This window comes from Cupriavidus sp. PET2-C1 (genome assembly GCF_054515855.1).
In genome coordinates this window covers 3,026,854-3,052,844 of record NZ_CM137259.1, presented here as the reverse complement: position 1 = coordinate 3,052,844, position 25,991 = coordinate 3,026,854, and the positions used below count along the sequence as shown (strand labels likewise).

Here is a 25,991-nt window from a genome sequence, read left to right as displayed (position 1 = left end):
CCGTCTCGCTACCTCGCGCTCCACTGCGGGGACGGGGCGCGTTCATACCATCTTTTCTTTACGAGTAAAGAAAAGTGACATCTCACACGTTCTAAAACGGCCAACCCCGTACAGCCGCGCCAGCAGCCAGAAGCAATAAAACATCGCCCACCCACGCCAGCAGCAACCCCAAGCCCGCTTAACACCCCCCTATCCCCCTGTCACGAAATCTTCAAATAAAACCTTGCCGATTCCCCCGCGCCCAACGGTCTAGATCCCAGGAGCATCGACGGCGCTTGCCATCGATGGACACGATCGCAGTGCCTGCTCGCCGAGCCATGCCAAGCCATGCCGGGCGAGCGGGCCACGCCGAATGAGCTAGACGGGAATGGAAGCCAGAATGAACATGCGCGTTCACTACAAGAAGATGCCCTCGCGACAGACAACGCGATTCAGCAGAACGGTACTCACGATCCGACCGCTGGCCCACGCCATCGCATTGCTCGTGGCAGCCGGCGGCAGCATGCAGAGCGCGCATGCGCAACAAGCCTTCAGCCGCGCCTGGATGGCGCAAAAGAACCTGATGCAGGACACGGCGGCGGCAACCGGGCGCTTGCCCAACGGCCAGCCCGCCGCATCGCTCACCAACCCGCAGGCGCAACAGCAACGCGCCAACGAGCAACTGCAACGCTCCATCGACAACCTCAACGTGGCTGCGCGCGGCATTGCCGCCATGCAGGCTGCGCAGGCCGCCGCGCGGCAGGCGGCGATGAACGATGCGTCGGTGCCCGATGGCCTGGCCGAAGGCGGCCTGAAGGTGGATACCAACAGCCTGACCGCGGGCTGGATCAACGCGAGGCCGCTGGACAAGGAAACCGGGCAGAAGGTCGTCGACGGCAGGACGCAGGTTACCGTCCGGCAGACCGCGGACAAGGCCATCCTGAACTGGGAGACCTTCAACGTTGGCCGGAACACGACGGTGCAGTTCGACCAGCAGCCGAGCTGGGCGGTGCTCAACCGCGTCAACGATCCGCAGGCGCGGCCCAGCCAGATCCAGGGGCAGATCAAGGCAGACGGCACGGTGATGATCGTCAACCGCAACGGCATCGTGTTCTCGGGCAGCAGCCAGGTCGATACGCGCAACCTGGTGGCGGCAGCAGCGGGCATGACGGATTCGCAAATGCGCAAGGGTCTCTACAGCGATGCGCTTGGCGTCGGCAATGTGCCGACCTTTGCCAACGACCTGGTCACCACGCCGAGCACGTCATCGAACGGCAATGCCACGGGCGACGTGATCGTCCAGGCCGGCGCGCGCATCGAAACGCGCAAGCCGCAATCGGTGACCGAAGGTGGCGGCTATGTACTGCTGGCCGGGCGCGAAGCGCACAACCACGGGTCCATCTCCACACCTAGCGGGCAGGTCACGCTGGCCGCCGGCGACAGCTTCATCATCCGCAGGGGCGTTGGCACCGATGCCAACCAGGATTCGAGCACGCGCGGCAACGAGGTCAGCGTGCAGCGCAACGCCGGCAGCCTGGCGGGCCGCGTGAGCAACAGCGGCTTTCTCCAGGCGGCGACCGGCGACATCACGCTGGTTGGCCGCAGCGTGGAGCAGGCCGGCGTGGCGCTTGCCAGCACCTCGGTCAACACGCGCGGCACGCTGCACCTGAAAGCCGTGGGAGACGCCGAGAGCCGGGTGATCCTGGCGCCCGGCAGCGTTAGCGCCATCCTGCTCGACGACAGCAACGCCACGGCCTTGGACGCGCAGCGCGACGTGCTGATCAAGGACTCCGCCCGGCCGAGCGATGGCGCCTACAACCGGCGCGACCAGTCTCTGGTGAAGATCGATTCCAGCGGCGACGTCGACTTCCAGTCCGACTCCATGACGCTCGCCACCGGCGGCCAGGTGATGGTGGGCGCCGTGCGCCGCACGCGCGTGGCGGACCGCGCCGCGATCGACGTGGCCGGCGCCGTGGGTGTCAGCGTGGCGATGGAATCCAACAACGTCATGATCAACGTGCAGGGCAACGAGCAGCGCGACGCCCCGCTCAACCGCGACAGCAAGCTGCTCAACAACGCCAATATCTGGATCGACCGCCGCACGCTGGTGCGCGTCGCCGCGGGCACCAACGGCTATGCCACCGAGCGCATGTACACGGGCGGGGGCCTGCTGGAAGTCAGCGGCTACCTGAGCACCGGCGGCCACAGCATCGGCGAATGGGCCGCGCAGGGCGGCACCGTGGGCTTCAGCGGCGGCGAGCTGGTCACGCAGGCCGGATCCGGCATCAACGTCTCCGGCGGTTCGCTGAACGTGCAGAGCGGCATCATCAAGCAGACCTGGCTCAGGGGAGCCGACGGGCGCTTGTACAACCTGGCTACCGCGCCTGCGGACAATCTCTACACCGGGCTGTATCGCGGCTTCGAGAACGCGCACGCGCGCTGGGGCAAGAACACCACGGAATACTTCCTCAGCCCGCTGATCGCGCCGGGCGAGCGGCTGGAAAACGGCTACACGCTCGGGCGCGATGCCGGGCGCGTGGTCGTTGGCACGCAGTCCGCGGTGCTCGAAGGCCATATCGACACCACGGTATTCCAGGGCGATCGCCAGCGCGAGGCGCGCGATGTCAGCCTGGACGGCTACAAGCAATCGCAGATCGCCGCGCCACGTGCCGGCCAGTTGATCGTCGGGCAACTCACGCCGATCTACGACAGCAAGACCGGCACGCTGCGCGACAGCCCGCAGGCACTGGTGAAACAGGTGGATATCGGCATCGTGCAAGGCATCGCGGATGGCCTGGCCATGACGGACGCGCTGCCCGACGAGCGCAAGGGCAAGTTGCGCCTGGATGCCGGGTGGATCAATGGGCTTGGCCTGGGCGCCTTGAAGGTCTACGCCAGGGACGGCATCGACGTTGGCGCCGCCGTGCAAGTGGCCGCGGGCGGCGACCTCGCGCTGCATGCCACGCAGGTGGACGTGCGGGCGGACCTCGCGGCGCGCGGCGGCCGCATCGCGCTGGGCAACATGATCAATCAGTACACCAGCAGCGCCGGTGGCGCCTGGCTGGACGTGCCGGTGGCGGCGATACCGGCCAAGGGCTATACGCCCGGCGTTTCGGTGGGCAACGGTGTCACGCTGGATGGGCGGGGGCTATGGTCCAACCTCGAGCTGGACTTCACCCGGATTGGCGGGCTGCCCTACGTCAACGGTGGCGCGATCAGTATCAGCAGCACTGGCGACGTCACCCTTGGCACCGGCAGCGTCCTGGATGTGTCGTCGGGCGCGGCGCTGCTTGCCGGCAACAAGGTTCAGGGCGGGCGGGGCGGCAATATCACGCTGTTGTCCAACCAGAACGACGTTGCCGGCAACGGTTCCGGCGCCTTGCGGATGAACGGCGAACTACGCGGCTACGGCGTCAAGGGCGGGGGGACGCTCACCATCGACACCGGCGTGGGCATTGCCATCGGCGGTGGCTTGCTGGCGGACAGCGGTTTGTTGCCGGCGGGCCAGTCGGTATCGGTCAACCTGACGCTGGCGCAGTCGGTCACGCTGCCGGCCGGCACGGTGCTGGCCAGTGATTTCACGTACGCGGCGGACACCGTTGCGCCGGGCCAGGCGATGCAAGGCAACCCGCTGTTCAGCGCGACGCGCAAGGTCACGTTGCAAGCGCCGTGGCTGGTGCCGCGCGGCACGACCTGGAACTTCGCGGTCATCGACGACAAGGGCCGCTTTTATTCCAACGGCAACATCGCCCCCGCCGGTACCGTGCTGGTAGGCTCATCGGGCGACCTGGCACCGGGCTATGTGGTGCCGGCGGACGTCTTTCCCAACGGCATCCCCGTGCCCGAGTTCAATAGCACCCTGCTGGCCGGCACGCCGTTGTCCAAGGACGTGGTGCTGGCTGAGGGCGCCAGGCTGCTGGCCGGCACGAAACTGCCGGGCGCGGTGGCGGTCAAGCCGCTGCTGGTGCTCGGCAACGAGGTGTTCCAGAGCGGCTTCTCGCGCTATGCCGTGGCCGCCCAGCAAGGCGTGCAGGTGGCCCGGGATGCCAACGTGGCGGTAGCCATGCCGGTGCTGCGCTTTGACGCCGCCGCGGGCCACGCGGTGGCCAGCGGCGCCGATCCGGCGCAAGTCCTGGAGCGCTGGCTGCCGCCGTTGTGGCAGGAAGACCCGCTCAAGGCCACGCTGGCCCAGCGCGGCGGCGCCGACCTGGCGTTGTCGGCCGGTTCGGTCTACACCCAGGCGCCGCTGGTCGTCGGGCAGGGCGCCACCGTGACCGTGGATCCGGGCCGTACGCTGAGCCTGCAGGGCAATGGCCAGATCACCGTCGAGGGCACGCTGAACGCCTGGGGCGGCAATATCGCATTGCTGCCCGGCAAGCTTGGCACCGGCAACCAGGCGGACCGGCCCAACGGCATCGCGAATGCCATGTCGATCTGGATCGGCAACGGCGCCGTGCTCGATGCCGCCGGCCGCGCGGTCACTGCCGTCGACGCACGCGGGAACGTATACGGCAAGGTGGGCCAGGGTGGCACGATCGAGATCGGCGCGCGCCATAACCTGGACGCTACCCAGATCGACGCCGCGGACGCCTTCGTCGTGGTTCGGTCCGGCGCGCGCATCGATGCCTCTGGCGCTTCCGCGCGGCTGGACCTGCCCGGGCTGGGCGCCACGCAGGTGGCGAGCGACGGTGGCGTCATCGCGCTGAGTTCCTTCCGCGGCCTGTTCCTGGACGGCAGCCTGCGCGCGGCCGCCGGCGGCCAGGGCGCCGCCGGCGGCACGCTGGCGCTGAACCTGGAGACGCCGGCCTACGGCCCGGTGGACAACTATAGCCAGAAGAGCCCCAGCGTCGAAGACGCGGTGCGGGCCGCGCGCGAGCTGGTGGTGGCGCAAACGCAGGGCGCCACCGCGCTGGCGGCCGGACTGCGGCCTGGCGAGCGCGATGCCGCCCTGGTCTACGGCGCCGGGCGCATTGGCGTGGACCGCATCGGGGCCGGTGGGTTCGACAACGTCGCGCTGCTGGCCAACGGCTTGATCAGCTTCGATGGCAACGTCAACCTGGCCGTGGGGCAGAGCTTGCGCCTGACGACCAGCGCGATCGCGCTGGCGGAGCATGCCGCAGCCGGCACCCAGGTCAGCCTGGCCGCGCCCTATGTCCGCCTGGCCGGCACGACCCGCGTTCCGCCCGACTTCTACTACATGCCCAACCCCACTGTGAACACCACGGGCGTGCCGCTGGTGTCGCAAGGCACCCGGTTGCAAGTCGAGGCGGACCTGCTGGACCTGGTGAGGGCCACGCAGATCGGCGTGCGCGGCGTCATCAAGCGCAACGCCGACACATCGCTGGCGGTGGAGCGAGGTGCCTTCGACGAAACGACCCTGCGCAGCCGCGGCGACATGCGCATGTACCGCGACGCCTCGCTGAACGTACCCGGCAACCTCACGCTGGCGGCCGCGCAGATCTACCCGGGCATGGGCGATAGTGGCTCGGTGACGGTCGGACAGCGCAGTTTTCTCGACAACTACGGCAACGTCCAGCGCGAATTCGACCCGGCGCGCCACCTCAACATCGAGCGCGTGGGCGATGAGTTGCCCGCCATGCCCTATTCCGTCTTCGGCCGCCTGAGCTTCAGCGCCCCGACCATCAACCAGGGTGGCGTGGTGCGGGCGCCGCTGGGCAACCTCGAGCTGGGATCGGCGGGCTATGGCGCCGTGACGGAGCACCTGAACCTGCTGCCGGGCAGCGTGAGCTCGATCAGCGCCAACGGGCTGGTCATGCCCTATGGCGGCTCGCTGGACGGGCTCAGCTATCTGCAGGACGGCAAGGACGTGGTGTTCAACGGCGTGGGCAATGGCCCCGCCATGACCCTGACCGGGAAGACCATCGACGTGCGGCAGGACGCGGTGCTGGACCTGCGCGGTGGCGGCACGCTGACCGGCGCGGCCTTCCTCGCCGGGCGCGGTGGTTCGGTGGATGCGCGCATGAATCCGCTGGTGCAGGTCGGTGCCCGCGGCGGCTTCACCTTGCCGGGCCTGTCGACCAACCCGGTCTATGCGATCGTGCCGGGCGTGCAGCCCGGCTATGCGCCGGTGGTGGCGGAGAAAGGGGCCAGCGATCCGGCCATCGGCCGCCAGATCACGATCGGCGCCGGCGTGCCGGGCCTGCCCGCCGGCAGCTACACGCTGTTGCCTTCCACCTTCGCCTTGTTGCCCGGCGCGTTCCGCGTCGAGCTCAACGGGCTTGGCAATGGCACGTTGGCGGCCAGCGGCGCCATGGCCATGCGCAATGGCTCGTACGCGGCCTCGGCGCAGCTGGGCGTGGCCAACACAGGCATCCGCAACGCCGTGCCTACCCAGGTCTTCCTGACGCCTGCCGACGTACTGCGCAGCTATTCGCAATACAACGAGATGAGCTACGCGGATTTCGCGCTGGCCCAGGCCGCACGCGAGGGCGTGCCGCGCGTCCAGCTGGAGCGGGACGCCAAGACACTGCGCTTGTCCTTCGCGCCGACCGCGCCGCGCGCCCCTGGCGATGAACCTGTCCTGCACTTTGCGGGGCGCACCTTGTATGCGCCCGCCGCAGGCGGCTTTGGCGGCAGTGCGCTGATGATGGGCGAAACCAGCTACGAAATCCTGGCCGCCGGCGCGGCGCCGACGCCGGGTTTTAGCGGCACCTCGCTGTACGCGGCCGATATCAATGCCATCGGCGCCTCGCGCATCGGCATCGGCGGGCTGCCGTCAGTGCGCTATGTCGACTACACCGGCAGCAGGCAACGCGCCAACATCGCCACGTTCGATAGCGGGGCGTGGAGCATCTTCCTGCGCGAAGGCGCGGTGCTGAAGGCCGCCGAGGTGTACCTGGTGACCAATACCAAATCGGGCGGCATCTTCGTGGAGCCGGGCGGCGGCATCAATACGCTGGGGCGGGGCAAGGCCGCCTGGGATTCCACCAACGGCTATGTCTACGACCCGGGCTCCAGCAGCGTGCTGGCGGTCTCCAACGGCTGGCTGGACATGCTGGCGCCGGGCTACAGCGCGGATCCCCTCCGGGGCGCGGGCCGCATCGACATCGGCGCCTGCAGCCCGGGCGCCGTCTGCCACGGCACCACGCCGCTGTATTCCGAAGGCACCATCGCTGCCTCGACCGACCAGAGCTTCAACCTGCGCGACGCGGCACGCTACGGCACGCGCAACCTGGTGTTGTCGGTCGGCGGCATCAATGCGGGCAACCAGGCCACGCTGGCGGACCTGGCCGCGCGCAATGCGCTGCCGCCAGGCCTGACGCTGAACCAGGAGGTGCTGGACCGGCTCCTGAAGGGCGACACCAGCACCGGCGCGCCGGCGCTGGAGAACCTGGCGCTGACCGCGCGCGATGCGCTGCGCTTTTATGATTCGGTGGCGCTGTCCACCATCGACCCGGCCACCGGCAAGTCCTCGCTCGCGCGCCTGGTGCTGGGCGCGCCGGCCATCCAGGGCTACGGCAATGCCGATGCACTGGCCCGCATTCACACCGATATCCTGGTGTGGAACGGCGCGACCAATGCGCCGGGGCTGGTGGCAACCGGCGGCGCCGGCACGGGCAGCGGCCGCCTGCAGGTCGACGCGAAGCAGATCGAGTTCGGCTATGGCCCGAACAGCCGCCCCGACACCATCCACGCCATGGACCGGATGGTGCTGGGCTTCGCGCAGGTCGACCTCAACGCCAGCGAGCGCATCACGGCCAACCAGAAGGGATCGCTCGCGGTCTACCAGTCGCAAGGCGCCTGGGACGACGCCGCCAAGGGCTATGCCTACAGCGGCGGCAACCTGAATCTCAACACGCCGCTGCTGACCGGCCGGGCGGGCTCGGTCAACAAGATCACCGCCGGCGGCGACATCCGCTTGACGGCGCCCGCCGGTACCGCCGCGCCGGCCCTATCCGGCAAGGCCTTGGCCGAGGCCCTGGGCGCGGAGATCGCGCTCAACGGCAACAGCGTGGCGCTGGACAGCACCGTGATCCTGCCCAGCGGCAAGCTCACCGTGTCCGCCGAGCGCGACGTGGTGTTGCGCGATGGCGCGCGGCTCGACCTGGGCGGCCGCAAGCTCGATTTCTATGACGTCAGCAAGTACAGCTGGGGCGGCGACGTGGTGCTGGAAAGCCGTGCCGGCGACGTGCGCCAGGCGGCGGGTGCGTTGATCGACGTTTCCGCCAGGGAGAACCGCGCAGGCAAGCTCACCGTGCTCGCGCTGGGCGCGGGCGCGGGCACCATCGACCTGCGCGGCAGCGTGCTGGGCGGCAGCAGCGGCCACTACGATGCCGGCGGCACCCTGGTGCCGTTCGCGGCCGGCGGGGCGGATATCCGCGCGCAGCACATCGCCGATTTCACGGGACTGAATCAGCGCCTCAACGACGGCAAGCTCTCCGGCATCCGCAGCTTCCAGCTCAAGCAGGGCGACCTGGCCATCGGCGACGAGCTCAAGGCGCGCGAGGTCAGCGTGTCGGTGGACGGCGGCAAGCTCACCGTGACCGGCACCATCGACGCCAGCGGCGAGCAGGTCGGCAGCATCCGCCTGGCCGCGCGCAACGGCGTCACCATTGGCGGCGGCGCACTGCTCGACGCGCACGGCACGGTGCTGCGCGTGGACAGCTACGGCCAGGTCATCGAAGCGCCCAATCGCGCAACCATCGAGATCAACGCCGGCACGGGCCGGCTCACGCTGGAGAGCGGCGCGCGCATGGACCTGCGCGCCGGCACCGGCGCCGGCGCACAGTCGCTCGGTACGGTCGAGCTCAACGCCCCGCGCCTGGGCGGCGCCACCGGCAACGATATCGATATCGACGCCAGCGGCGCGCTGCGCATCGACGGCGCGCGCTCCATCGCGGTCAACGGTTTCTGGTCTTACAAGGACGCGGCCTGGGGCACCGACCTGATGGCCGACGGCCGTCCCTACCAGGTCATCAACCAGGCCTACCTGGACGCCAAGCACGCGGACAGCCTGGCGTTCATGGGCAATGCGCTGGCCAACGCCGACCTGATGAACCGCAAGCTCGCCGGCCTGCGCGGCTACGCGGACGCTTTCCACCTGCGCCCAGGCGTGGAGATTGTCAGCGCCACGCCGGATGGCGACCTGCACATCGATGGCGACATCGACCTGTCGCGTTACCGCTACGCCAGCGTCAACCCGCGCACGCAGCAGACCAGTGTCTATGGCTCCGGCGAAGCCGGCGCGCTGGTGCTGCGCGCGGGCGGCAACCTGAACGTCTATGGCAGCCTGACCGATGGCTTCGACGCCTCGGCGCTGCCGGTCACCCCGGACGATCAGGGTTGGGTGCTGGTCAAGGGCCGGGTGCCCTGGGGCGGCGACGTCGTCATCCCGCAGGGCCAGCTGGTCACGCTGGCGGAAGACACCTTCTTCCTGTCCGGCCGCACGCTCAACTACGACCTGCCGATCAAGGCCGTGAGCCTGCGTCCCGGCACGGTGCTGCCGGCGCGCGCCACGCTGGCGGCGGACCTGGTGCTGCCAGCCGGTACGGTACTGGGCGGGGCGGTGCGCGATGCGCAGGGCAACGTCGTGCAGGCGGCGGGGACGGTGCTGTCGCAGCCGCTGACGCTGGCCAGCGGCATGCAGCTCGACGCCGGCAACCGGCTCATCGGCGGGGCCAGCGTGGCGGCCATGACCTGGCCGGCCGGCGTGCCGCTGCCGCAGACCGGCACGAGCGTGGATACCGCGCCAGGGGTCTACCTGGCGAACGCGCTCGCCTTGCGCAAGGGCGCGGTGATCCCGAGCGAAACGGTGGTCAAGCTGCCGGACGATGCGTTCATGGTGTCACTGCGCCCAGGAGACGCCAGCGGCAACCAGGGCCGCAACTGGGCGCTGGCGCCGATGCTGCCCGAGGGCTCGCAATCGTGGTCGGTGCGGCTGGTGAGCGGCGCCGACACGCAGGCCGCGGACACGCGTGCCTTGCAGGCGCGCAGCAAGCAGGCGTCCATGCTGCTTGCCGACACGCACTACGGCCTGGTCTCGGCGAACGTCTTATTGCCGGGCACCGGCCTGCCGGGCGAATACGTGTGGGGGGCGGATTCGCTGGGATTCTCGGGCTACGAGCCCGGCACGCCGATCAACCTGGAGGAATGGGGCGGCGAGGAAGAGGTCAAGAAGTTCAACGACCAAGGGTATGGCCTGGTGGTCGTCAAGGTCAAGGACGGCACGCCCCCGGTGTACCGGGCGCAGCTGCAGCCGGCCCGCCAGCAGCTCTTCAGCGTGCTGCGCACCGGCACCGGCGACCTGGACCTGATCTCGGGCGGCGACTTCACCATGACTTCGCCGTTCGGCGTCTACACCGCCGGTACGCAGTCCGCTGGCGTGGGCGCGGCGTACAACCTGCCACGCGCCACCGCCTTCGACGGCACGCTGCTGGGCCCGGATGGCACGACGTTTGCGCCGTATATCGATGGCGGCAGCCAGAGCCTGTACCGCGCCTGGTACCCGGAGCACGGCGGCAACGTGCTGGTACGTGCCCAGGGCGACGTGAAGGGTGACCTGATCGGCGTCAGAGGCGGCCAGTACCGGACCGACGCGATCGGCGCCCTGCGCGCCCACGTCGGCTCCACCGCCGTGGGCAACTGGCTGTGGCGCCAGGGCACCGGCAGCGCCGTGACAGGCAGCGAAGGCGTGCCCACCGCCTGGTGGGTCAACTTCGGCAGCTATGTGGCCGGCCCGACGGAAGGCTACGACTTGTTCGCGAAAGCGCCGTTCCTGGTCGGGTTCACCGGCATCGGCACGTTGGGCGGCGGCAACCTGGTGCTGGAGGCCGGCGGCGACGCCGGCATGCTGTCGTCGCGCATGACGGCATCCGGCAACTATGTGTCGCGCAGCCAGGGCCTGAACCTGGCGGTGGCCAGCACGGGCCGCGTTTCGGCCGATGGCAAGCAGCTCACCCTGGCCGGCGGCGGCGACCTCGACATCCGCATCGGCGGAGGGCTCAACCCGGTGGCGGAAGTGCGCGCCTTCTCCTCGCAGGCAGGTGACGTCACGCCGGCCACCCGCTTCTCGGGGGTATCTAGCGATCTCAACAGCACCTTCGTCAACCTGCGCGGGGCGTTGCGCATGGAGGCCGGTTCGGTGGGCGGCATCGAGCTGCGTTTCGACCGCGCGGATCCCGCCGAATCGCGCGCCTACGACGTGTACAAGGCCACGTCCTCCATCGCCGGCGGCGGGCCGGTGCTGGTACCCGGCGATGCCGGCGTGCGCATCGACGCGCGCGGCGACCTGGTGCTCGGCGCCGTGGGCGATGCCGGCCGCGTGGCGCTGGTCAACAACGGCACGCCGTTCCTGGCCAACGGCGCCAGCTACACCGGCGACGGCTGGACCTGGTTCTCGCTGTGGACGCCGGGCACCGCCATCGACCTGTTCAGCGCGGGCGGTAATCTGACGCCGTCCACCGCGGCGGCGGACAATGGCTATACCGGCAACCATACCGCGACCGACGGGCGTTTCATGATGCCGTCGGTGCTGCGCGCGGTGGCGGCCAGCGGCAGTTTCTACTACGGCAATTCCAGCACCGGCGCCATCGATGGCACGAGCCGGCCGGTCCAGTCCAGCACCACGCTGATGCTGGCCCCGTCGCCGGTGGGGCCGCAATATGCCCGCACGGGCGCGGGCCAGCTGGAGCTGCTGGCCGCCGACTCGATCTACGCCGGCGGCTATGGGATCACGCAGTCTGGCGCCGATCCCACGGCCCTGCCAAATCCGTTCAACGCCGCGTTCAGCGGCAGCACGGTGAAGATCGTCTACGGCACGCTGAAACTGAGCAATATCAGCCCGGACGGGCTGGCTGCCAGCGTGTTCCTGGCGAACAACGGCGGTGCAAGTACATACCAGGCCTACCCGTTGTTCAGTTTCACGCCGCCCACGGCCTCGGGCTACGCGGTCCCCGGCAGCCAGCCGGCGCGCTTCTATGCGGTCGATGGCGATATCGTCGGCCTGCGCACGGGGTCGATCATTTCCCGTGCCAATGGCGTCGGTTCGGCCCTCACGTTCGGTAACTGGTATGAAGGCGGCGGCCCGGTGGCGATCCGCGCGGGGCGCGACCTTGTCAATGCGGGCACAGCGCTGGGCGAGGCCGAAGACGTGCCCGCCGATGGCCACGGCTGGTACATTCCTCCTCGCCGTGGCGACGGCACCTTTGCCGAGAAACCCGTCCCGGTCCTGAATGCCAGCGCGCGTGGCAACCTGATCGTGCACAACAACCCTGACGATGTGTCCGTGGTCTCGGCCGGCCGCGATATCCGCTTCAGCAACTTCTACGTGGCCGGCCCCGGCTTGCTGGAAGTCACCGCCGGGCGCGACCTGTACATGGCCGACCGGGCCGAGCTCAAGAGCATCGGGCCGGTGGCCAACGTGACTCCGGGCGACCGCGGCAGCGGCGCCAGCATTGCGGTGGCGGCGGGCGTGGGCCGCAACGGGCTGGATTTCAACGCCTTCGCCAGGCGCTACCTGGATCCCGCCAACCAGGCCGATGCGGGCCGCGCCCTTGCCGACCAGCCGGGCAAGGTGGTGGCCGTCTATGGCGGTGAGCTGAAGCTGGCCGACTGGCTGCGCGCCCAGTTCGGCTACGCGGGCGACGAGGCCGGCGCGCCGGCCTACCTGCAAGGCAAGCAGGCGGAGCTTGACAGCGCGCGCCAGCAAGCCTTGGCGGCCGGTGCGGCCGCCGCCAACCGCGACCTGCGGCGCGAGTACGGGCTGGCCAGCCAGCTGCATCTGGTCAACTGGCTGAGTGGCCGCTTTGGCGGGCATAACGGCCTGGACCTGCACTTCGACGCGGCCAGCATGGACGCGCGGCAGTTTTTCGCCGCGTTGCCGCCCGAGCAGCAGCGGGCCTTCCTGCGTAACGTGTACTACGCCGAGCTCAAGGCCGCCGGGCGTGAGTACAACCAGGTGGGCGGCCCGCGCGCAGGCAGCTACCTGCGTGGCCGCGAGGCCATCGCCACGCTCTTCCCCACGCATGACGCGCAGGGCAACGCGCTTGCCTACCAGGGCGACCTGACCATGTTCAGCAGCGCCAATTACTACGCCCCGGTCTCCGGGGCGCCCGCCACCAAGCGGCCGCTCAAGGGCGTCACCTACCTGCGGCGCGACGAGTACAAAGCGGCCGGCAACCCGTACAACATGGGTGTGTACGACCTGCTGGACGCCGGCATCCATACGGACTTCGGCGGCGATATCGACATCATGACGCCGGGTGGCCGCACGCTGGTCGGCGTGGATGGCGGCTTCGTACCGGGCGAAGGCTCGGGCGTGCTGACGCAGGGGGCGGGTGAGGTCCAGATCTACGCCAGGGACAGCATCCTGCTGGGGCAGAGCCGCATTTTCACCACCTTCGGCGGCAACATCCTGGCGTGGTCGGCGCAGGGCGACATCAACGCCGGGCGTGGCTCCAAGTCCACCGTGGTCTACACGCCGCAGCGACGCGTGTACGACAACATCGGCCTGGTCACGCTGTCGCCCACCACGCCGAACACCGGCGCGGGCATCGCCACGCTCAACCCGGTTCCCGAGGTGCCGCCGGGCGACATCGACCTGATCGCGCCGCTGGGCACCATCGACGCGGGCGAAGCCGGCATCCGCGTGTCTGGCAACATCAACATTGGCGCGCTGCACGTGGTCAACGCCGAGAACATCCAGGTGCAGGGCAAGGCCACCGGCATCCCCGTGCTGGCCGCGGTGAACGTTGGCGCGCTGACCAACGCCAGCGCGGTGGCTTCGCAGGCGGTGGGCGCGGCGCAGGACGCGCTGCAGCGCGAGCGCACGGCGGCGCGCCAGGGCTTGCCCTCGATCTTCACCGTGCGCGTGCTCGGCTTTGGCACGGACACGGATGAGGCAGCGCCCAAAGCGAGGGAAGGGGCCAAGGCGGCGCCGGCCAGCTACGATCCCAACGGGGTGGTGCAGGTGCTGGGCCAGATGGACCTGAGTGAGTCGCAGCTCAGCCAGTTGAGCGCCACGGAGCGCCGCAATCTCCGGCGCTGAGCCCCTGGCGGGGGCGCTCCCGCGCGCGCGCCGGCTGCAATGGCGCCACCCGTGGTGGGCGTGGCAAGTGTTGTCATGGAGCGTGGCGACATTGGCTGCGCCCACCTTCCTCACCATCGGCGTGCTGCTGATGCAGGACGCGCGCAGCGATCATCCGTTCTTCTGGCCCTCGCTGATGGGGATCGTGGCGGCAGCCAACGCCGTGGCGATCCTGCGCATCAACCACCTGCACCGGCACGCCGCCTTCACCGGGCGCGCGGCACTGGCGCTGCGGTATTCGTGCGCCGGCATGTCGGCGGGCTGCGCCATGTTCCTGGTCCTGGGCTGGGGCACGGGCGTGCTGCCGGAGATGGTGGCGGCGATGGCTGGCACGGTCGACGCGGCTGCGCCAGCAGTGGCGACGGCGCCGTGGAGCGCGGCGATTGCCGTGGTGTTCGGCGTCGGCTCATTCGCGCACGCCGGCGTGCTGCACGCATGGATCGGTTTTTGCCATGCGCAGGAGGGGGGCTGGCTAGCGGATGGCTAGCCAGACTTGCGCACCACCGGCCGCGTGAAGATCAGCGCGGTCTCGGTGCCGGCGGTGTCGGGGTCGTAGAGGTCCCAGTCCAGCCCGCACAGCGAGAATCCCAGCGCGCGGTAAAAGCCGATGGCAGGGTAGTTGGTGTTTTGCGTTTCCGCGCGCAGGCAGCGTGCCGGCGTTGTTAGCAGCAGGCGGTTGATTTCCCCCAGCAGCACGCGGCCGATGCCAGTGCCGCGGAACGCGGGCGCGACGAAGATGGCGCTCAGCAGCGCGGACCGGTTCCAGGCTTCGAGCCGGACGGCGGCAAAGCCGCCGATGTCGCCGCTTGCGCTCTCGAACACCAGCGCGTGGTCGGCCTTGGCGCAATCCTGCTCGAAGCCGGACGGGTCGTAGTGGTTGAGGACGGGCTGGCCCAGCACCTGCTCCACGAGCCAGATGCCCAGCGGGCCGCTTTTGACCGCGTAGATGCGATCAGTCTCGTAGGTGGTGTCGAGCTTGAGGATGCCGGCGCCGTCACGCGCCCAGTCGAGCGGTCTGATACTCATGCGGTGATGCTTTCACGTGCGGTGCGTGCCGGCCTTGACCCGTTTCCCATTCTAGGCGTCTCGTCCTGGTTGTGCATTGCCGATGCGCCGCTTGGGCGCCGATGCCCTCAACGCCGGCGCAGCAGCGCCTCGAGCTCCCCCGCGGCGCGCTTGAGCGCAGGCAGGTAGTGCTGCTCCAGGTGCACCGCGCCACGGCTGCCCAGCACCATGCTCAGGCCCAGTCCCGCCACCACCTTGCCGGACTCGGCGCGCACCGGCACCGAGATGCCGGCGAAGCCGTCCACCAGTTCGCTGATCAGCGTGCAGTAACCGTCGCTGCGCACTTGCTTGAGCGTGCGCGCCAGCGCCGTGCGCGAGCTGACCGTAAACGGGGTGAGCTTGCGTAGCTGCGCGGTGGCAAGGTAAGCCTCGAGCGCCTTGTCGTCCAGCCCGGCCAGCAGCACGCGGCCGAGCGAGTGGGCGTAGGCCGGCATGCGCCGCCCCACGCCCATGTCGACCCGCAGGATCTGCGGCGGCTCCTCGCGCGCCACCAGCGCCACCGATTCGCCGTCCAGCACGCCCAGCGAGCAGGTTTCCCCCGTCTGCTCGGAGAGCGCCTTGAGGTAGGGCGCGGCCAGTTGCGGCAGGTTCATCGACGCAAAGTACGCGTAGCCCAGGTCCATCACGCGCGGGGTGATGGAAAAGTCCCGGCCGTCCTGCGCGACATAGCCGTTGTGCTGCAGGGTCAGCAGCAGCCGCCGCGCCGCGGCGCGGGTCACGTCGAGCTGTTCCGCCACGTCCTGCATGGTGAGGCTCCCCGCGCCGGAGGCGAACAGGCGCAGCAGCGCCAGGCCATTGGTCAGCGAATCGAGCAGCTCTTCCTTTTTCTGCGGGTTGGCCAGGGGCGTTTCGGGGCTGTTCATAGCGTGGGGAGACGGAAATAGGGTGATTTTAGTGCGATGAACGCACTTGCGCGATGCCGGCATGACTACGTATGATAGGTGTTTTGCGAACAAATGTTCGCGGAATATGTGGTGCGGAATGCGGTCCGGCGCAGTGCGTGCAGGCAGCACGCCGCGCCGAGAAGAACACGATGGAGACAGCCATGAAGGTCATCAGCGCGCAGCAGGCGGCTGCGCTCGTGCAATCCCGGTGGACGGTGGCGAGCGCTGGTTTCGTGGGCGCCGGCCATGCCGAGGCGGTGACGGACGCGCTCGAGCGCCGTTTCCTGGACGCCGGCATGCCGCGCGACCTGACGCTGGTGTATTCGGCGGGGCAGGGCGACCGCGGCGCGCGCGGGGTGAACCACTTCGGCAATGCGGGCATGACCGGGCGCATCGTGGGCGGGCACTGGCGCTCCGCCACGCGCTTGGCCTCGCTGGCCATGGCCGAGGCGTGCGAGGGCTACAACCTGCCGCAGGGCGTGCTGACGCACCTGTACCGTGCCATCGCCGGCGGCAAGCCCGGCGTGCTGACCAAGATCGGCCTGCACACGTTCGTTGATCCGCGCACCGCGCAGGACAGCCGCTACCACGGTGGCGCCATCAACCGCAGCGCGCAGGCGGCGATTGCCGAGGGCCGCGCGAACTGGGTCGAGGCGGTCGATTTCCGCGGCGACGAATACCTGTTCTATCCGAGCTTCCCGATCCACTGCGCGCTGATCCGCTGCACCGCCGCCGATACGCGCGGCAACCTGAGCACGCACCGCGAGGCCTTTCACCACGAACTGCTGGCGATGGCGCAGGCGGCGCACAACTCCGGCGGCATCGTGATCGCGCAGGTGGAGTCGCTGGTGGATCACCACGACAACCTGCAGGCCATCCACGTGCCCGGCATCCTGGTCGACTACGTGGTGGTGAGCGAGAACCCGGCGCATCACCAGATGACGTTCGCGGAGCAGTTCAATCCGGCCTACGTGACGCCGTGGCAAGGGGAAGCCGCCAGCAACGTCAATGCCGCCAACGCCGCCAGCGCACCGGCGCCAGAGGTGCCAGCCGTAGCCCCCGTGCTTGATGCCCGCACCATCGTGCAGCGGCGCGCGGTGCTGGAGCTGGCGCGCAGGCAGCCGCGCGTGGTCAACCTCGGGGTTGGCATGCCCGCCGCCGTCGGCATGCTGGCGGTGGAGGCCGGCGTCGAAGGCTTCACGCTCACGGTGGAAGCCGGCCCGATTGGCGGCACGCCCGCGGATGGCCTCAGCTTTGGCGCGTCCGCCTATCCGGAAGCGATCGTCGACCAGCCGGCGCAGTTCGATTTCTACGAGGGCGGCGGCATCGATCTCGCCATCCTCGGGCTGGCCGAGCTGGACGGGCACGGCAACGTCAATGTCAGCAAGTTTGGCGAAGGCGCCGAAGCGCTGATCGCCGGCGTCGGCGGCTTCATCAACATCACGCAGAGCGCCAAGGCCGTGGTTTTCGTCGGCACGCTCACCGCCGGTGGCCTGGAGGTGCGCGCCGAGAACGGCACCCTGCGCATCGCGCGCGAAGGCCGCGTGAAAAAGATCGTGCCGCAGGTCTCGCACCTGAGTTTCAACGGCCCTTATGTGGCCTCGCTCGGCATCCCCGTGCTCTACATCACCGAGCGTGCCGTCTTTGAGATGCGCCCCGATGCCATTGGCGCGGAGCACCTGACCCTGATCGAGATCGCGCCGGGCATCGACCTGCAGCGCGATGTGCTGGACCAGTGCGCCACCGCGGTCACTGTAGCGCCCGACCTGCGCACCATGGATGCGCGGCTGTTCCGCCCAGGTCCGCTGAAGCTCTGAAGCGCTGAGGCGCGCTGCGCCGCCGCCCGATAACAAACGGCCGGCCACGACCGGTCATGGAGGAGGCCATCGAAGCTTTGTCCTGTCTTTCCCGTTAGTTTTGCTGGATCGCCGACGCGCGCGCAGGCTGTCAAGCTGGCACGCGTCATTGCTGGATTACGTTTCATACTCATCATGCAGAAGACAAGCCGTCGTATTTTCTCGCGCCGCCTGGGTGCGGCCATCCTGGGCATTTCGCTGCCGCTGTGTGCGCCGCAGGCCTTCGCGCAAGCCTATCCGTCCAAGCCGATCCGCCTGGTGGTGCCGTTCCCGCCGGGCGGCCCGACCGATACCGCCGCGCGCATCATCGGCCAGAAGATGGGCGAATCGCTCAAGCAGACGGTGGTGGTGGACAACCGCCCGGGCGCTTCCGGCACGATCGGCGCGGAAGCCGTCGCCAAGAGCGCGCCGGATGGCTACACGCTGATGGTGCTGGCCACGCCCACACTGCTGGCGCCGCACCTGATCAGCCGCAAGGGCTATGACATCTTCAAGGATTTCACGCCGATCGGTTCCGCCTACGACCTGCCCATCGTCATGGTGGTCAACCCGCAGGCCATGCCCGACGTGACCGACCTGCAGCAATACATCGCCCGCGCCAAGGCCAAGCCCGGCGCGCTCAACTACACCAGCGCCGGCAACGGCAGCTTTGGCCACCTGTCCACCGAACTGCTCAAGAGCACCGGGCATTTCGACGTGCAGCACGTGCCCTACAAAGGCAGCGCGCCGGCGATCTCCGATCTGCTGGTCGGCCAGGTGCCGATGATGTTCTCCGACATGATCGCGGCGCTGCCGCACATCAAGGCCGGCAAGCTGCGTCCCATCGCCGTGGGCTCGGCCAAGCGCGTGAGCTTCACGCCCGATGTGAAGACGGTGGCGGAGCAGGGCTTTCCCGGTTTCGAGGCCACCGCCTGGGGCGGCCTGCTGGCCCCCGCCGGCACGCCCAAGGACGTGATCGCCAAGTTGTCGGCCGAACTGAAGGCGGCGCTGGCCGATCCCGTGGTGCAGGAAAAGATGCTCGGCGCGGGCACGGTCGCTGCCTACCAGCCGCCTGAGCAACTGGCGTCGCGCATGCGCAACGACTACAAGAAGTGGGGCAAGGTGATCCAGGACAACGGCATCAAGAGCGACTGAGTCTGGTCGGGCGCGAAGCTGGATGAAACCGAAATGGAAAACGGGCCGCATGCAGTGAATGCATGCGGCCCGTTGTCTAGCCGGTCAGCCAGTCCGGCGGTCAGCCAGGTGGCCGTCAGTTGCTGGCGTTGTTTCCCGGCTCGATCCCCGGCGCGTTGACGGCATGGCTGGCGTGCTTCAGCGGCAAGACCTGCGCGTTGTCCGTGTGCGATGCCGCTTGCGCAGCCGCGAGGCTGGGAACCAGGCCCTGCAGCGAGCCGCCGGCCAAGCCCACTTCCTTGAGCAACGAATCGATCAGCGGCGCATGCGCGCGGTAGGACAGCGCTGCGGACATCGCCTGCTCGGCAAGATTGCCGTTGCCATTTCCATTTCCATTGCCGCCACCGTTGCCGGCGTCGGCGGTTGCCGCCGCGCCGCCGCGGTTGAGGCCGTCGACCTGGATGATCTTGATGCCGTCGATCGCCTTCATCGGCTCCACGCTCTGCTGGATCACGCCCGGCAGCGCCTGCAGCAGCGCCAGCTTGAACTTCAGGCTGGTCTGGTCCGACGACAGCGCGTTGATGGCGTCGTTGAGCGCGCGCTGCGCCTCGGCTTCGGCCAGGCCCTTCTTGCGCGCGGCCTCGGCCAGTTCGACGATGGCGGTGGCCTGCATCTGCGCAGCCTCGCGCTCGGCGCGTGCCTGCGTGGTGACGTGCACCGCCTGGGTCTCGGCCTCTTGCGCGGCCTCGATCAGGGCCACTTGCTTGGCACGGTCGGCTTCCGCCGTGCGCCGTGTGGTCTCCACCATCTGCTCGGCCTTGACCGCTTCAGCCAGTGCCTCGTTGGCGCGCCCCTGCGCCTGCGATTGCGCTTCCGACTTGGCGGCGATCACGATGGCCTTTTCCTGCTCGGCGATTTCCGTCACCTTGGCCTGGTCGATGGCCGCCATCTGGGTGACGCGCTGCTGCTCGATTTCCTTGACCCGCACGTCGCGCTCGGCTTCCACCTTGCGCGTGCGCACGGCCTGCTCGCGCTGGATCTCGGATTCCTGCACCTGGCGCTCGGCGGTGATGCGGCTTTGCTCGGCCTCCTGCCTGCGTTCGGCCTCGTAGGACGCGATGCGCGCGTTCTGCTCGGCGGTGCGGGTCTTCACCTGCTGTTCCTGCTCGAGCTTCATGAACGATTCCTGCTGCTCGATCTCCAGCTTCTTGGCCAGTGCGTCGCGGTTCTTCTCGCGCACGGAGACCTCGGTGTCCTGCTCGACTTCGTTGCGTTCCTTGCGGCGGCGCTCGGTTTCCTGCGTGAGCTTGGTCAGGCCCTCGGCATCGAAGGCGTTGTTGGGGTCGAAGAACTCCTTCGAGGTCTGGTTGAAGTTGGTGAGCGACACGCTCTCCAGTTCCAGCCCGTTCTTGGTCAGGTCTTCGGCCACGGTGTTCTGCACGCCCTGCACGAACTGCTCGCGCGCATCCTGCAGGTCCTGCATGCTCATCTGCGCCGCGGTGGAGCGCAGCGCGTCGACGAACTTGTCGTCCACCAGCGCGCGCAGGCTCTCCGGCGCCAGCGTGCGCTGGCCCAGCGTTTGCGCGGCGGTGGACACGCCTTCCACGGTGGGCTTGACCCGCACGAAGAACGCCACCACCACATCCACGCGCATGCGGTCCTTGGTGATCAGGCTGTCGCGTGAGGCGCGGCTGACCTCCAGCTTGAGCGTGTTCATGTTGATCGGGATGATTTCATGGAACACCGGCAGCACGATGGCGCCGCCGCTCATGATCACCTTTTGCCCGCCCAGCCCGGTACGCACGAAGGCGCGCTCGGCCGATGCGCGCGTGTACAGGCGCGAGAAGATCAGGCCGATGATGCACAGGCCGAGTACGCCGGCCAGGCCGATGACACCCCAGAAGATGATGGAATCCATATTGGTTCTGATGCTCCCTTGGAACTTGGAAAAAAATACCGCGGACGGCTGGCGCCCGCGCGTGGCCTACAGCAGGTCGGGCCGCGGGTTGACGATGGCGCGATACAAGGTGCCGGAGGTGCGCGCGACGATCAGTACGGTTGCGCCGCGCGGAAAACGCTGGCCCGGCTCGTCCGGCTCGACGCGCAGGTAGTGGGCCTGGCCGTACTCGTCCACCAGGCGCGCTTGCGCCGGATTGCCGGCCGAGGCCTCGCCGAGCGTGACCTGGGCAACGCGCCCGACAAAATCGAGCTCGGAGATGGCGGAGGATTCGTCCTGCGGAAAATAGCGTCCCACCAGGCTGCCGGTGGCGCGCACGAAGGGCAGGGCGCCCAGCGTGGCTAGCACCACCGCGAGCGGCACGGGCAGCAGGTGGCCGGCCACGGCGGCGATCACCCATTGGAGGATCAGGCCGACGATGGCGAAGCCCATCAGGAACAGCACCACCAGCATCAGCAGCGGCACGCGGCCCAAGTGCAGCCAGCCGAGGAACTGGCCGATGGCGCCGGCATCGGCCGAGCTGGCGTCGGTGTGGTCCAGCGCGAAATGCGTGACCAGGAAGCTGTCGGCCTGCTGCGACAGGGCGAGGCCAAGCAGCATGGCCAGCGCCTCCAGCACGCCGATGACTACCATCAAGCCAATCGCCACCACGAACGGGGCATTGCCCGGCAATAACAGCTGATTCATTTCGGCGTTCTTATTGTGCTGAATCGGTCGGGAGCGGCGGAGCCGGTGTCTGGTGCGCGGCGCTCAGGAGCGCGCCGCGTCGCGTGCGGCCTTCAGGCGCTCAAGGCGTTCGTTGATGCGCTGTTCCTTGTGCAGTGTCTCCAGCCGCTTGAGCAAGGAGGCATCGGCGCTGGAGCTGCCGACGCCGAGCCCGGCCACGCCCGTGGCGCTGGTCATGGCGCGGTTGAAGCCTTGCTCGAGTTGTTCGGCACGCACGCCGGCGCTGGTGCCTGGCGCGGCGCCGACGCTGGCGCCCGCGCGCTCGGCGGCAGCCCGCGCGGCCACCATGCCGGCCAGCGCCTGCTCCATCTCGGCGCGCTTGGCGCGCAGGCCAAGCAGGTCGGCTTCGGCTGCCTCGGATTTTTCAACGGCTTCCTGCAGGCTGCCGTTGAGCGTGCCGAGCTGGTCCTCGAGGTCGATCTGGCGCTCGGTGCCCGCGCGCGCCGCGGCATCGTCGCCGTGCTGGAGCGCCACTGCGACTTGTTCGTCGAGCCGCTCGATCTCGTTGTTGAGCCGCGCGATGGCCTTGGCGGCATGGTGCTTGGCCGCCTCGTGCTGGCCTAGCCCGACTCGCGCCTGCGCGATCACCTCGTCGAACTCGCGCAGGTACTGCTCCAGCACGGCTTGCGGCGCGCGCGCCTCCAGCGAGCTGACCAGCGCGTGCACATTGGCGGTCAGCAGTCGTTTCACACGGTTACCCAGGCCTTCTGTCGTCATGGTGTGTTTCCTCGGTGCATCGGTAAGGCGCCGCTTGGGCGGCGATGGCGCAACGCAAAAAGTCGGGATTCTAGGTGGTCTGTCGAGCGCTCTGGATCAGTTTTGTCATTTCTAACACTTCGGGAATGTAGGCGTCCAGTACGGCGGGGTCGTAGGCCGGCGCGCGTTGGGTGACCCCCAGGCGCAGCAGGCCCAGCAGCATGCGCATGGCGCGGGCGGTGAGGCGCGCCTCCAGATCGCGCGCTTGCGCAGGCGCCTGCTCCCCTGACGGCACGCCGGCAATCAGGCTGGCCATCAGCTCGGGCAACTGCATGGCCAGCAGCGGGACGATGGCCGAATGCTGCTGGTGATCGTGCTCCAGGGCCTGCGTGGCATCGAGCAGGGGGCGCACTTGCTCGCGCAGCAGCGAGACGCAGCCGAGGTAGTCGCTCGAGCCATCGGCGCGCCGGCGCGCGTCGGCCAGCAGGGCGCGGATCTTGTCGCTGGGGCTGCTGGCGCCGGCCAGCTGGATGCCGGCCAGCCAGGCGAGGTCTTCTTCGGGGATTCGGACAGAAACGGTTTGCATCGGGATCGGCCTGCGGCCTGAAGGGACTCACTGGTACCAAGCATAGGTCGCGCGCCATCGGTTGTATACGTTTGAAAACAAAAAATGGCAAATGAGATCCGGCGCACTTGCCGGATAACTTGCAGGATATAGGCTGCGGCGAGGAGCCTGGGCTTATCGGCAACACGGCGGGCGACACGGCGGGCAACACGGCGGGCAACACGGCGGGCAACACGGCGGGCAACACGGCGACCCCGCACCCGGTGACATAAAGTTGAAATCCGCGACGCCGAAACTGGCGTAGCCGCCACACCCGCACTACCCTTAAATGGGTCGCTAATGCTACAATCTAAGTCTTTGATTTACATGAGCTATTGATCGCGCGGCGGAATTGCCCGCAGAGGCACGGACAGACGACGGCTTGCAATGGCGTGCGGCAGCACAGCGCGCCCCATGCGGCCGGCCCTTAAATCCATGCGCGGATCTCCCCCGCTCGGTTCAAGACGCGTGTCCGTTGGCGCCGGGTTCGCCTCCTGCAAGACACGGAAACCATGACGACTACGACCACTGACCAGACCACCCCCGAGATCACCTTCGATAGCTTCGGGCTAGATGCTCGCATCCAGCGCGCGCTGTCCGAGCAGGGCTACACCAAGCCCACTCCCATCCAGGAGCAGGCGATTCCCGTGGTGCTGCTGGGCAAGGACGTGATGGGCGCGGCCCAGACCGGCACCGGCAAGACCGCCGGCTTTGCGCTGCCGATCATCCAGCGCCTCTTGCCGCTGGCCAGCGCCAGCGCCTCGCCGGCCCGCCATCCGGTGCGCGCCCTGATGCTCACCCCCACCCGCGAACTGGCCGACCAGGTCTACGACAACGTGGCCCGCTACGCGCGCTTCACGGACCTGCGCAGCACGGTGGTGTTCGGCGGCGTGGACATGAACCCGCAGACCGAGGCCCTGCGCCGCGGCGTGGAAATCCTGGTGGCAACCCCGGGCCGGCTGCTCGATCACGTTCAGCAAAAATCGGTGAACCTGTCGCAAGTGCAGATGCTGGTGCTGGACGAGGCGGACCGCATGCTCGACATGGGCTTCCTGCCCGACCTGCAGCGCATCATCAACCTGCTGCCGGCAAAGCGCCAGACGCTGCTGTTCTCGGCCACCTTCTCGAACGAAATCAAGCGGCTGGCCGCCAGCTACCTGCACCAGCCGGTCACCATCGAAGTGGCGCGCAGCAACTCGGCCAACGAGAACGTGCGCCAGACCGTGTTCCAGGTCGAAGACGGCCACAAGCAGGCCGCCGTGGTGCACCTGCTGAAGACGCGCGCCGCCGAAGGCCTGTCGCGCCAGTGCATCGTCTTCGTCAACAGCAAGATCGGCTGCTCGCGCCTGGCGCGCCACCTGGAGCGCGAAGGCATCAACGCCGCCGCCATCCACGGCGACAAGACCCAGACCGAGCGCATGCAGACGCTGGATGGCTTCAAGCAAGGCAATATCGATGCGCTGGTCGCCACCGACGTGGCGGCGCGCGGCCTCGACATTCCCGACATGCCCTGCGTGATCAACTTCGACCTGCCGTTCAGCGCCGAAGACTACATCCACCGCATCGGCCGTACCGGCCGTGCCGGCGCCAGCGGCGATGCGCTGTCGATCTACGTGCCGGCCGATGAGCGCCTGCTGGTCGATATCGAGAAGCTGCTCAAGCGCAGCCTGCCGCGTACCGCGCTGACCGGGTTCGACCCCACCGGCGCCGGCGCCCGCGCTGACGAGAACGACCGCCGCCGTGCCCGCACCGAAGTGCGCCGCCCGCGCGCCAATGGCGACGGCGAGGAGCCGCGTCCGCGCCGCAACGATCCGGCCAGCTCGCGCAACACGTTCCGCCCCTCCGACGATTCCTTCTTCTCGCGTCCTTACGAGCCGAGCGCCGCGGCGGTTGCCGCGCAGCCCGACGTGACGGACAACAACGCCGCCGCCTTTGGCCGCGGCCGTCCGGCGCCCAAGCGGCAACTGGCGGCGCTGCTGGGCGGCGTGCCGCGCAAGTCCTGACCGTCACGGCGCGACCCGTGGCGTAGCGAGTCGCTGCCGCCGCAACCAACAAGACAGGCGCCTTCGGGCGCCTGTCTTGTTTTGGGGCTCACGCCATTCAGGGGGATGTCGTCGCTTCGCTGTGCGCCTGGGCGGGCAGGCGTTCCAGCATGGCGGCCCAGCCGGCCGTCGCATCGCTCAGCCAGCTTTCCACCGATTGCGCCGCGCTCGACAGTCCCAGGTGCGCGCCGGCCGTGCGCAGCGCCGCCAGCGGATCGAGATCGTCGATGGCCTGCGCGCCGCTTTGCTTGCTGAGCTTCTCGCCCAGCGCGTTGGTCACCACCGGCACGTGCAGGTACGACGGCGTGGGCAGCCCCAGCAGATGCTGCAGGTGGATCTGCCGCGGCGTGGAGTCGAGCAGGTCGGCGCCGCGCACGATATGCGTGATGCCCTGGTGGCCATCGTCGACCACTACCGCCAGCTGGTAAGCCCACAAGCCATCGGCGCGGCGCAGCACGAAGTCGCCGAGCTCGGTCGCAAGGTCCTGGCATTGCCGGCCTTGCCAGCGATCGTCGAAGCAGATCAGCGCGGCGTCGCCGTCTGGCACCCGCACCCGCCAGGCGCGGGGCAGCTTGCCATGCAGGCCGTCGCGGCAAGTGCCGGGATATCCAAGCGTCTGGTGGCGCTCGCGCGCATGCAGCAGCGAGTCGGCGATTTCCTTGCGCGAGCATCCGCAGGGATAGGTCCGATGGTCGGCATCGAGCTTGCGCAGCGCCTCGGCGTACAGCGCTTCGCGCCGGCTCTGCCATTGCGGCGGCTCGTCCGGATGCAGGCCGAGGCGCGCCAGGGCCCGCAGGATCTGCTGGTCCGCGCCGCGCACGCAGCGCGGATAGTCGATGTCCTCGACGCGCACCAGCCAGATGCCAAGATGGGCGCGTGCGTCGAGCCAGCTGGCCAGCGCGGTGACCAGCGAGCCCATATGCAACGGGCCGGTGGGGGAGGGCGCAAAGCGGCCCCGGTAGCTGGGCGCCGGGCTAGGGCGGGTAGGCATGGCGAAAGCAGGTGTTAGGCGGTGATGGGTCCGG

At 68.7% G+C, this 25,991-nt stretch carries 12 protein-coding genes; 5 read left to right on the top strand and 7 right to left on the bottom strand.

Translation table 11 applies throughout. The features are described from left to right. The first annotated feature begins 385 nt into the window (after positions 1–385). Positions 386–13,984, top strand: coding sequence for a filamentous haemagglutinin family protein (locus tag ACX12D_RS13775; protein WP_459374023.1), 13,599 nt, complete (start codon positions 386–388; stop codon positions 13,982–13,984). 91 nt (positions 13,985–14,075) lie between these two features. Further along, positions 14,076–14,510 carry a hypothetical protein gene (locus ACX12D_RS13770; protein WP_459371512.1) on the top strand — a complete coding sequence of 145 codons (435 nt, stop codon included), beginning with the start codon at positions 14,076–14,078 and terminating at the stop codon, positions 14,508–14,510. Here ACX12D_RS13770 and ACX12D_RS13765 read toward each other — a convergent pair. Together ACX12D_RS13765 and ACX12D_RS13760 are read right to left on the bottom strand one after the other, a co-directional pair. Further along, positions 14,507–15,049: a GNAT family N-acetyltransferase gene (locus ACX12D_RS13765; protein ID WP_459371511.1), complete on the bottom strand. Its 543-nt coding sequence runs from the start codon at positions 15,047–15,049 to the stop codon at positions 14,507–14,509. The two genes, ACX12D_RS13770 and ACX12D_RS13765, sit on opposite strands and share 4 nt — an antisense overlap. A 107-nt stretch (positions 15,050–15,156) precedes the next feature. After that, on the bottom strand, positions 15,157–15,951 hold the full coding sequence (locus ACX12D_RS13760; protein WP_459371510.1) for an IclR family transcriptional regulator domain-containing protein: 795 nt from the start codon (positions 15,949–15,951) through the stop codon (positions 15,157–15,159). Positions 15,952–16,133: 182 nt separating this feature from the next. On the opposite strand from ACX12D_RS13760, the gene ACX12D_RS13755 reads away from it, so the two are divergent. Both ACX12D_RS13755 and ACX12D_RS13750 read left to right on the top strand, forming a co-directional pair. After that, a complete protein-coding gene (locus ACX12D_RS13755) occupies positions 16,134–17,789 on the top strand; it encodes an acyl CoA:acetate/3-ketoacid CoA transferase (protein WP_459371509.1) in 1,656 nt (551 codons plus the stop codon). A gap of 174 nt (positions 17,790–17,963) precedes the next feature. Then, a complete protein-coding gene (locus tag ACX12D_RS13750) occupies positions 17,964–18,962 on the top strand; it encodes a Bug family tripartite tricarboxylate transporter substrate binding protein (RefSeq protein WP_459371507.1) in 999 nt (332 codons plus the stop codon). A 115-nt stretch (positions 18,963–19,077) separates the two neighbouring features. Here the strand turns inward: ACX12D_RS13750 and ACX12D_RS13745 are convergent, their stop codons facing one another. From ACX12D_RS13745 to ACX12D_RS13730, 4 genes are all read right to left on the bottom strand, one after another. Next, positions 19,078–20,859, bottom strand: a complete 1,782-nt coding sequence (locus tag ACX12D_RS13745) for a flotillin family protein (RefSeq protein WP_459371506.1) — start codon at positions 20,857–20,859, stop codon at positions 19,078–19,080. A 66-nt stretch (positions 20,860–20,925) separates the two neighbouring features. Continuing rightward, positions 20,926–21,585, bottom strand: coding sequence for an OB-fold-containig protein (locus tag ACX12D_RS13740; RefSeq protein WP_459371505.1), 660 nt, complete (start codon positions 21,583–21,585; stop codon positions 20,926–20,928). Between the two features lie 63 nt (positions 21,586–21,648). Further along, positions 21,649–22,341, bottom strand: coding sequence for a PspA/IM30 family protein (locus ACX12D_RS13735; RefSeq protein WP_459371504.1), 693 nt, complete (start codon positions 22,339–22,341; stop codon positions 21,649–21,651). A gap of 70 nt (positions 22,342–22,411) precedes the next feature. Continuing rightward, positions 22,412–22,906: a hypothetical protein gene (locus ACX12D_RS13730; protein ID WP_459371503.1), complete on the bottom strand. Its 495-nt coding sequence runs from the start codon at positions 22,904–22,906 to the stop codon at positions 22,412–22,414. 530 nt (positions 22,907–23,436) lie between these two features. On the opposite strand from ACX12D_RS13730, the gene ACX12D_RS13725 reads away from it, so the two are divergent. Beyond that, on the top strand, positions 23,437–24,927 hold the full coding sequence (locus tag ACX12D_RS13725) for a DEAD/DEAH box helicase (protein ID WP_459371502.1): 1,491 nt from the start codon (positions 23,437–23,439) through the stop codon (positions 24,925–24,927). A gap of 97 nt (positions 24,928–25,024) precedes the next feature. On the opposite strand, the gene gluQRS is transcribed toward ACX12D_RS13725, so the two are convergent. Then, a complete protein-coding gene (gene gluQRS, locus ACX12D_RS13720; protein WP_459371501.1) occupies positions 25,025–25,957 on the bottom strand; it encodes a tRNA glutamyl-Q(34) synthetase GluQRS in 933 nt (310 codons plus the stop codon). Between the last annotated feature and the right edge of the window lie 34 nt (positions 25,958–25,991).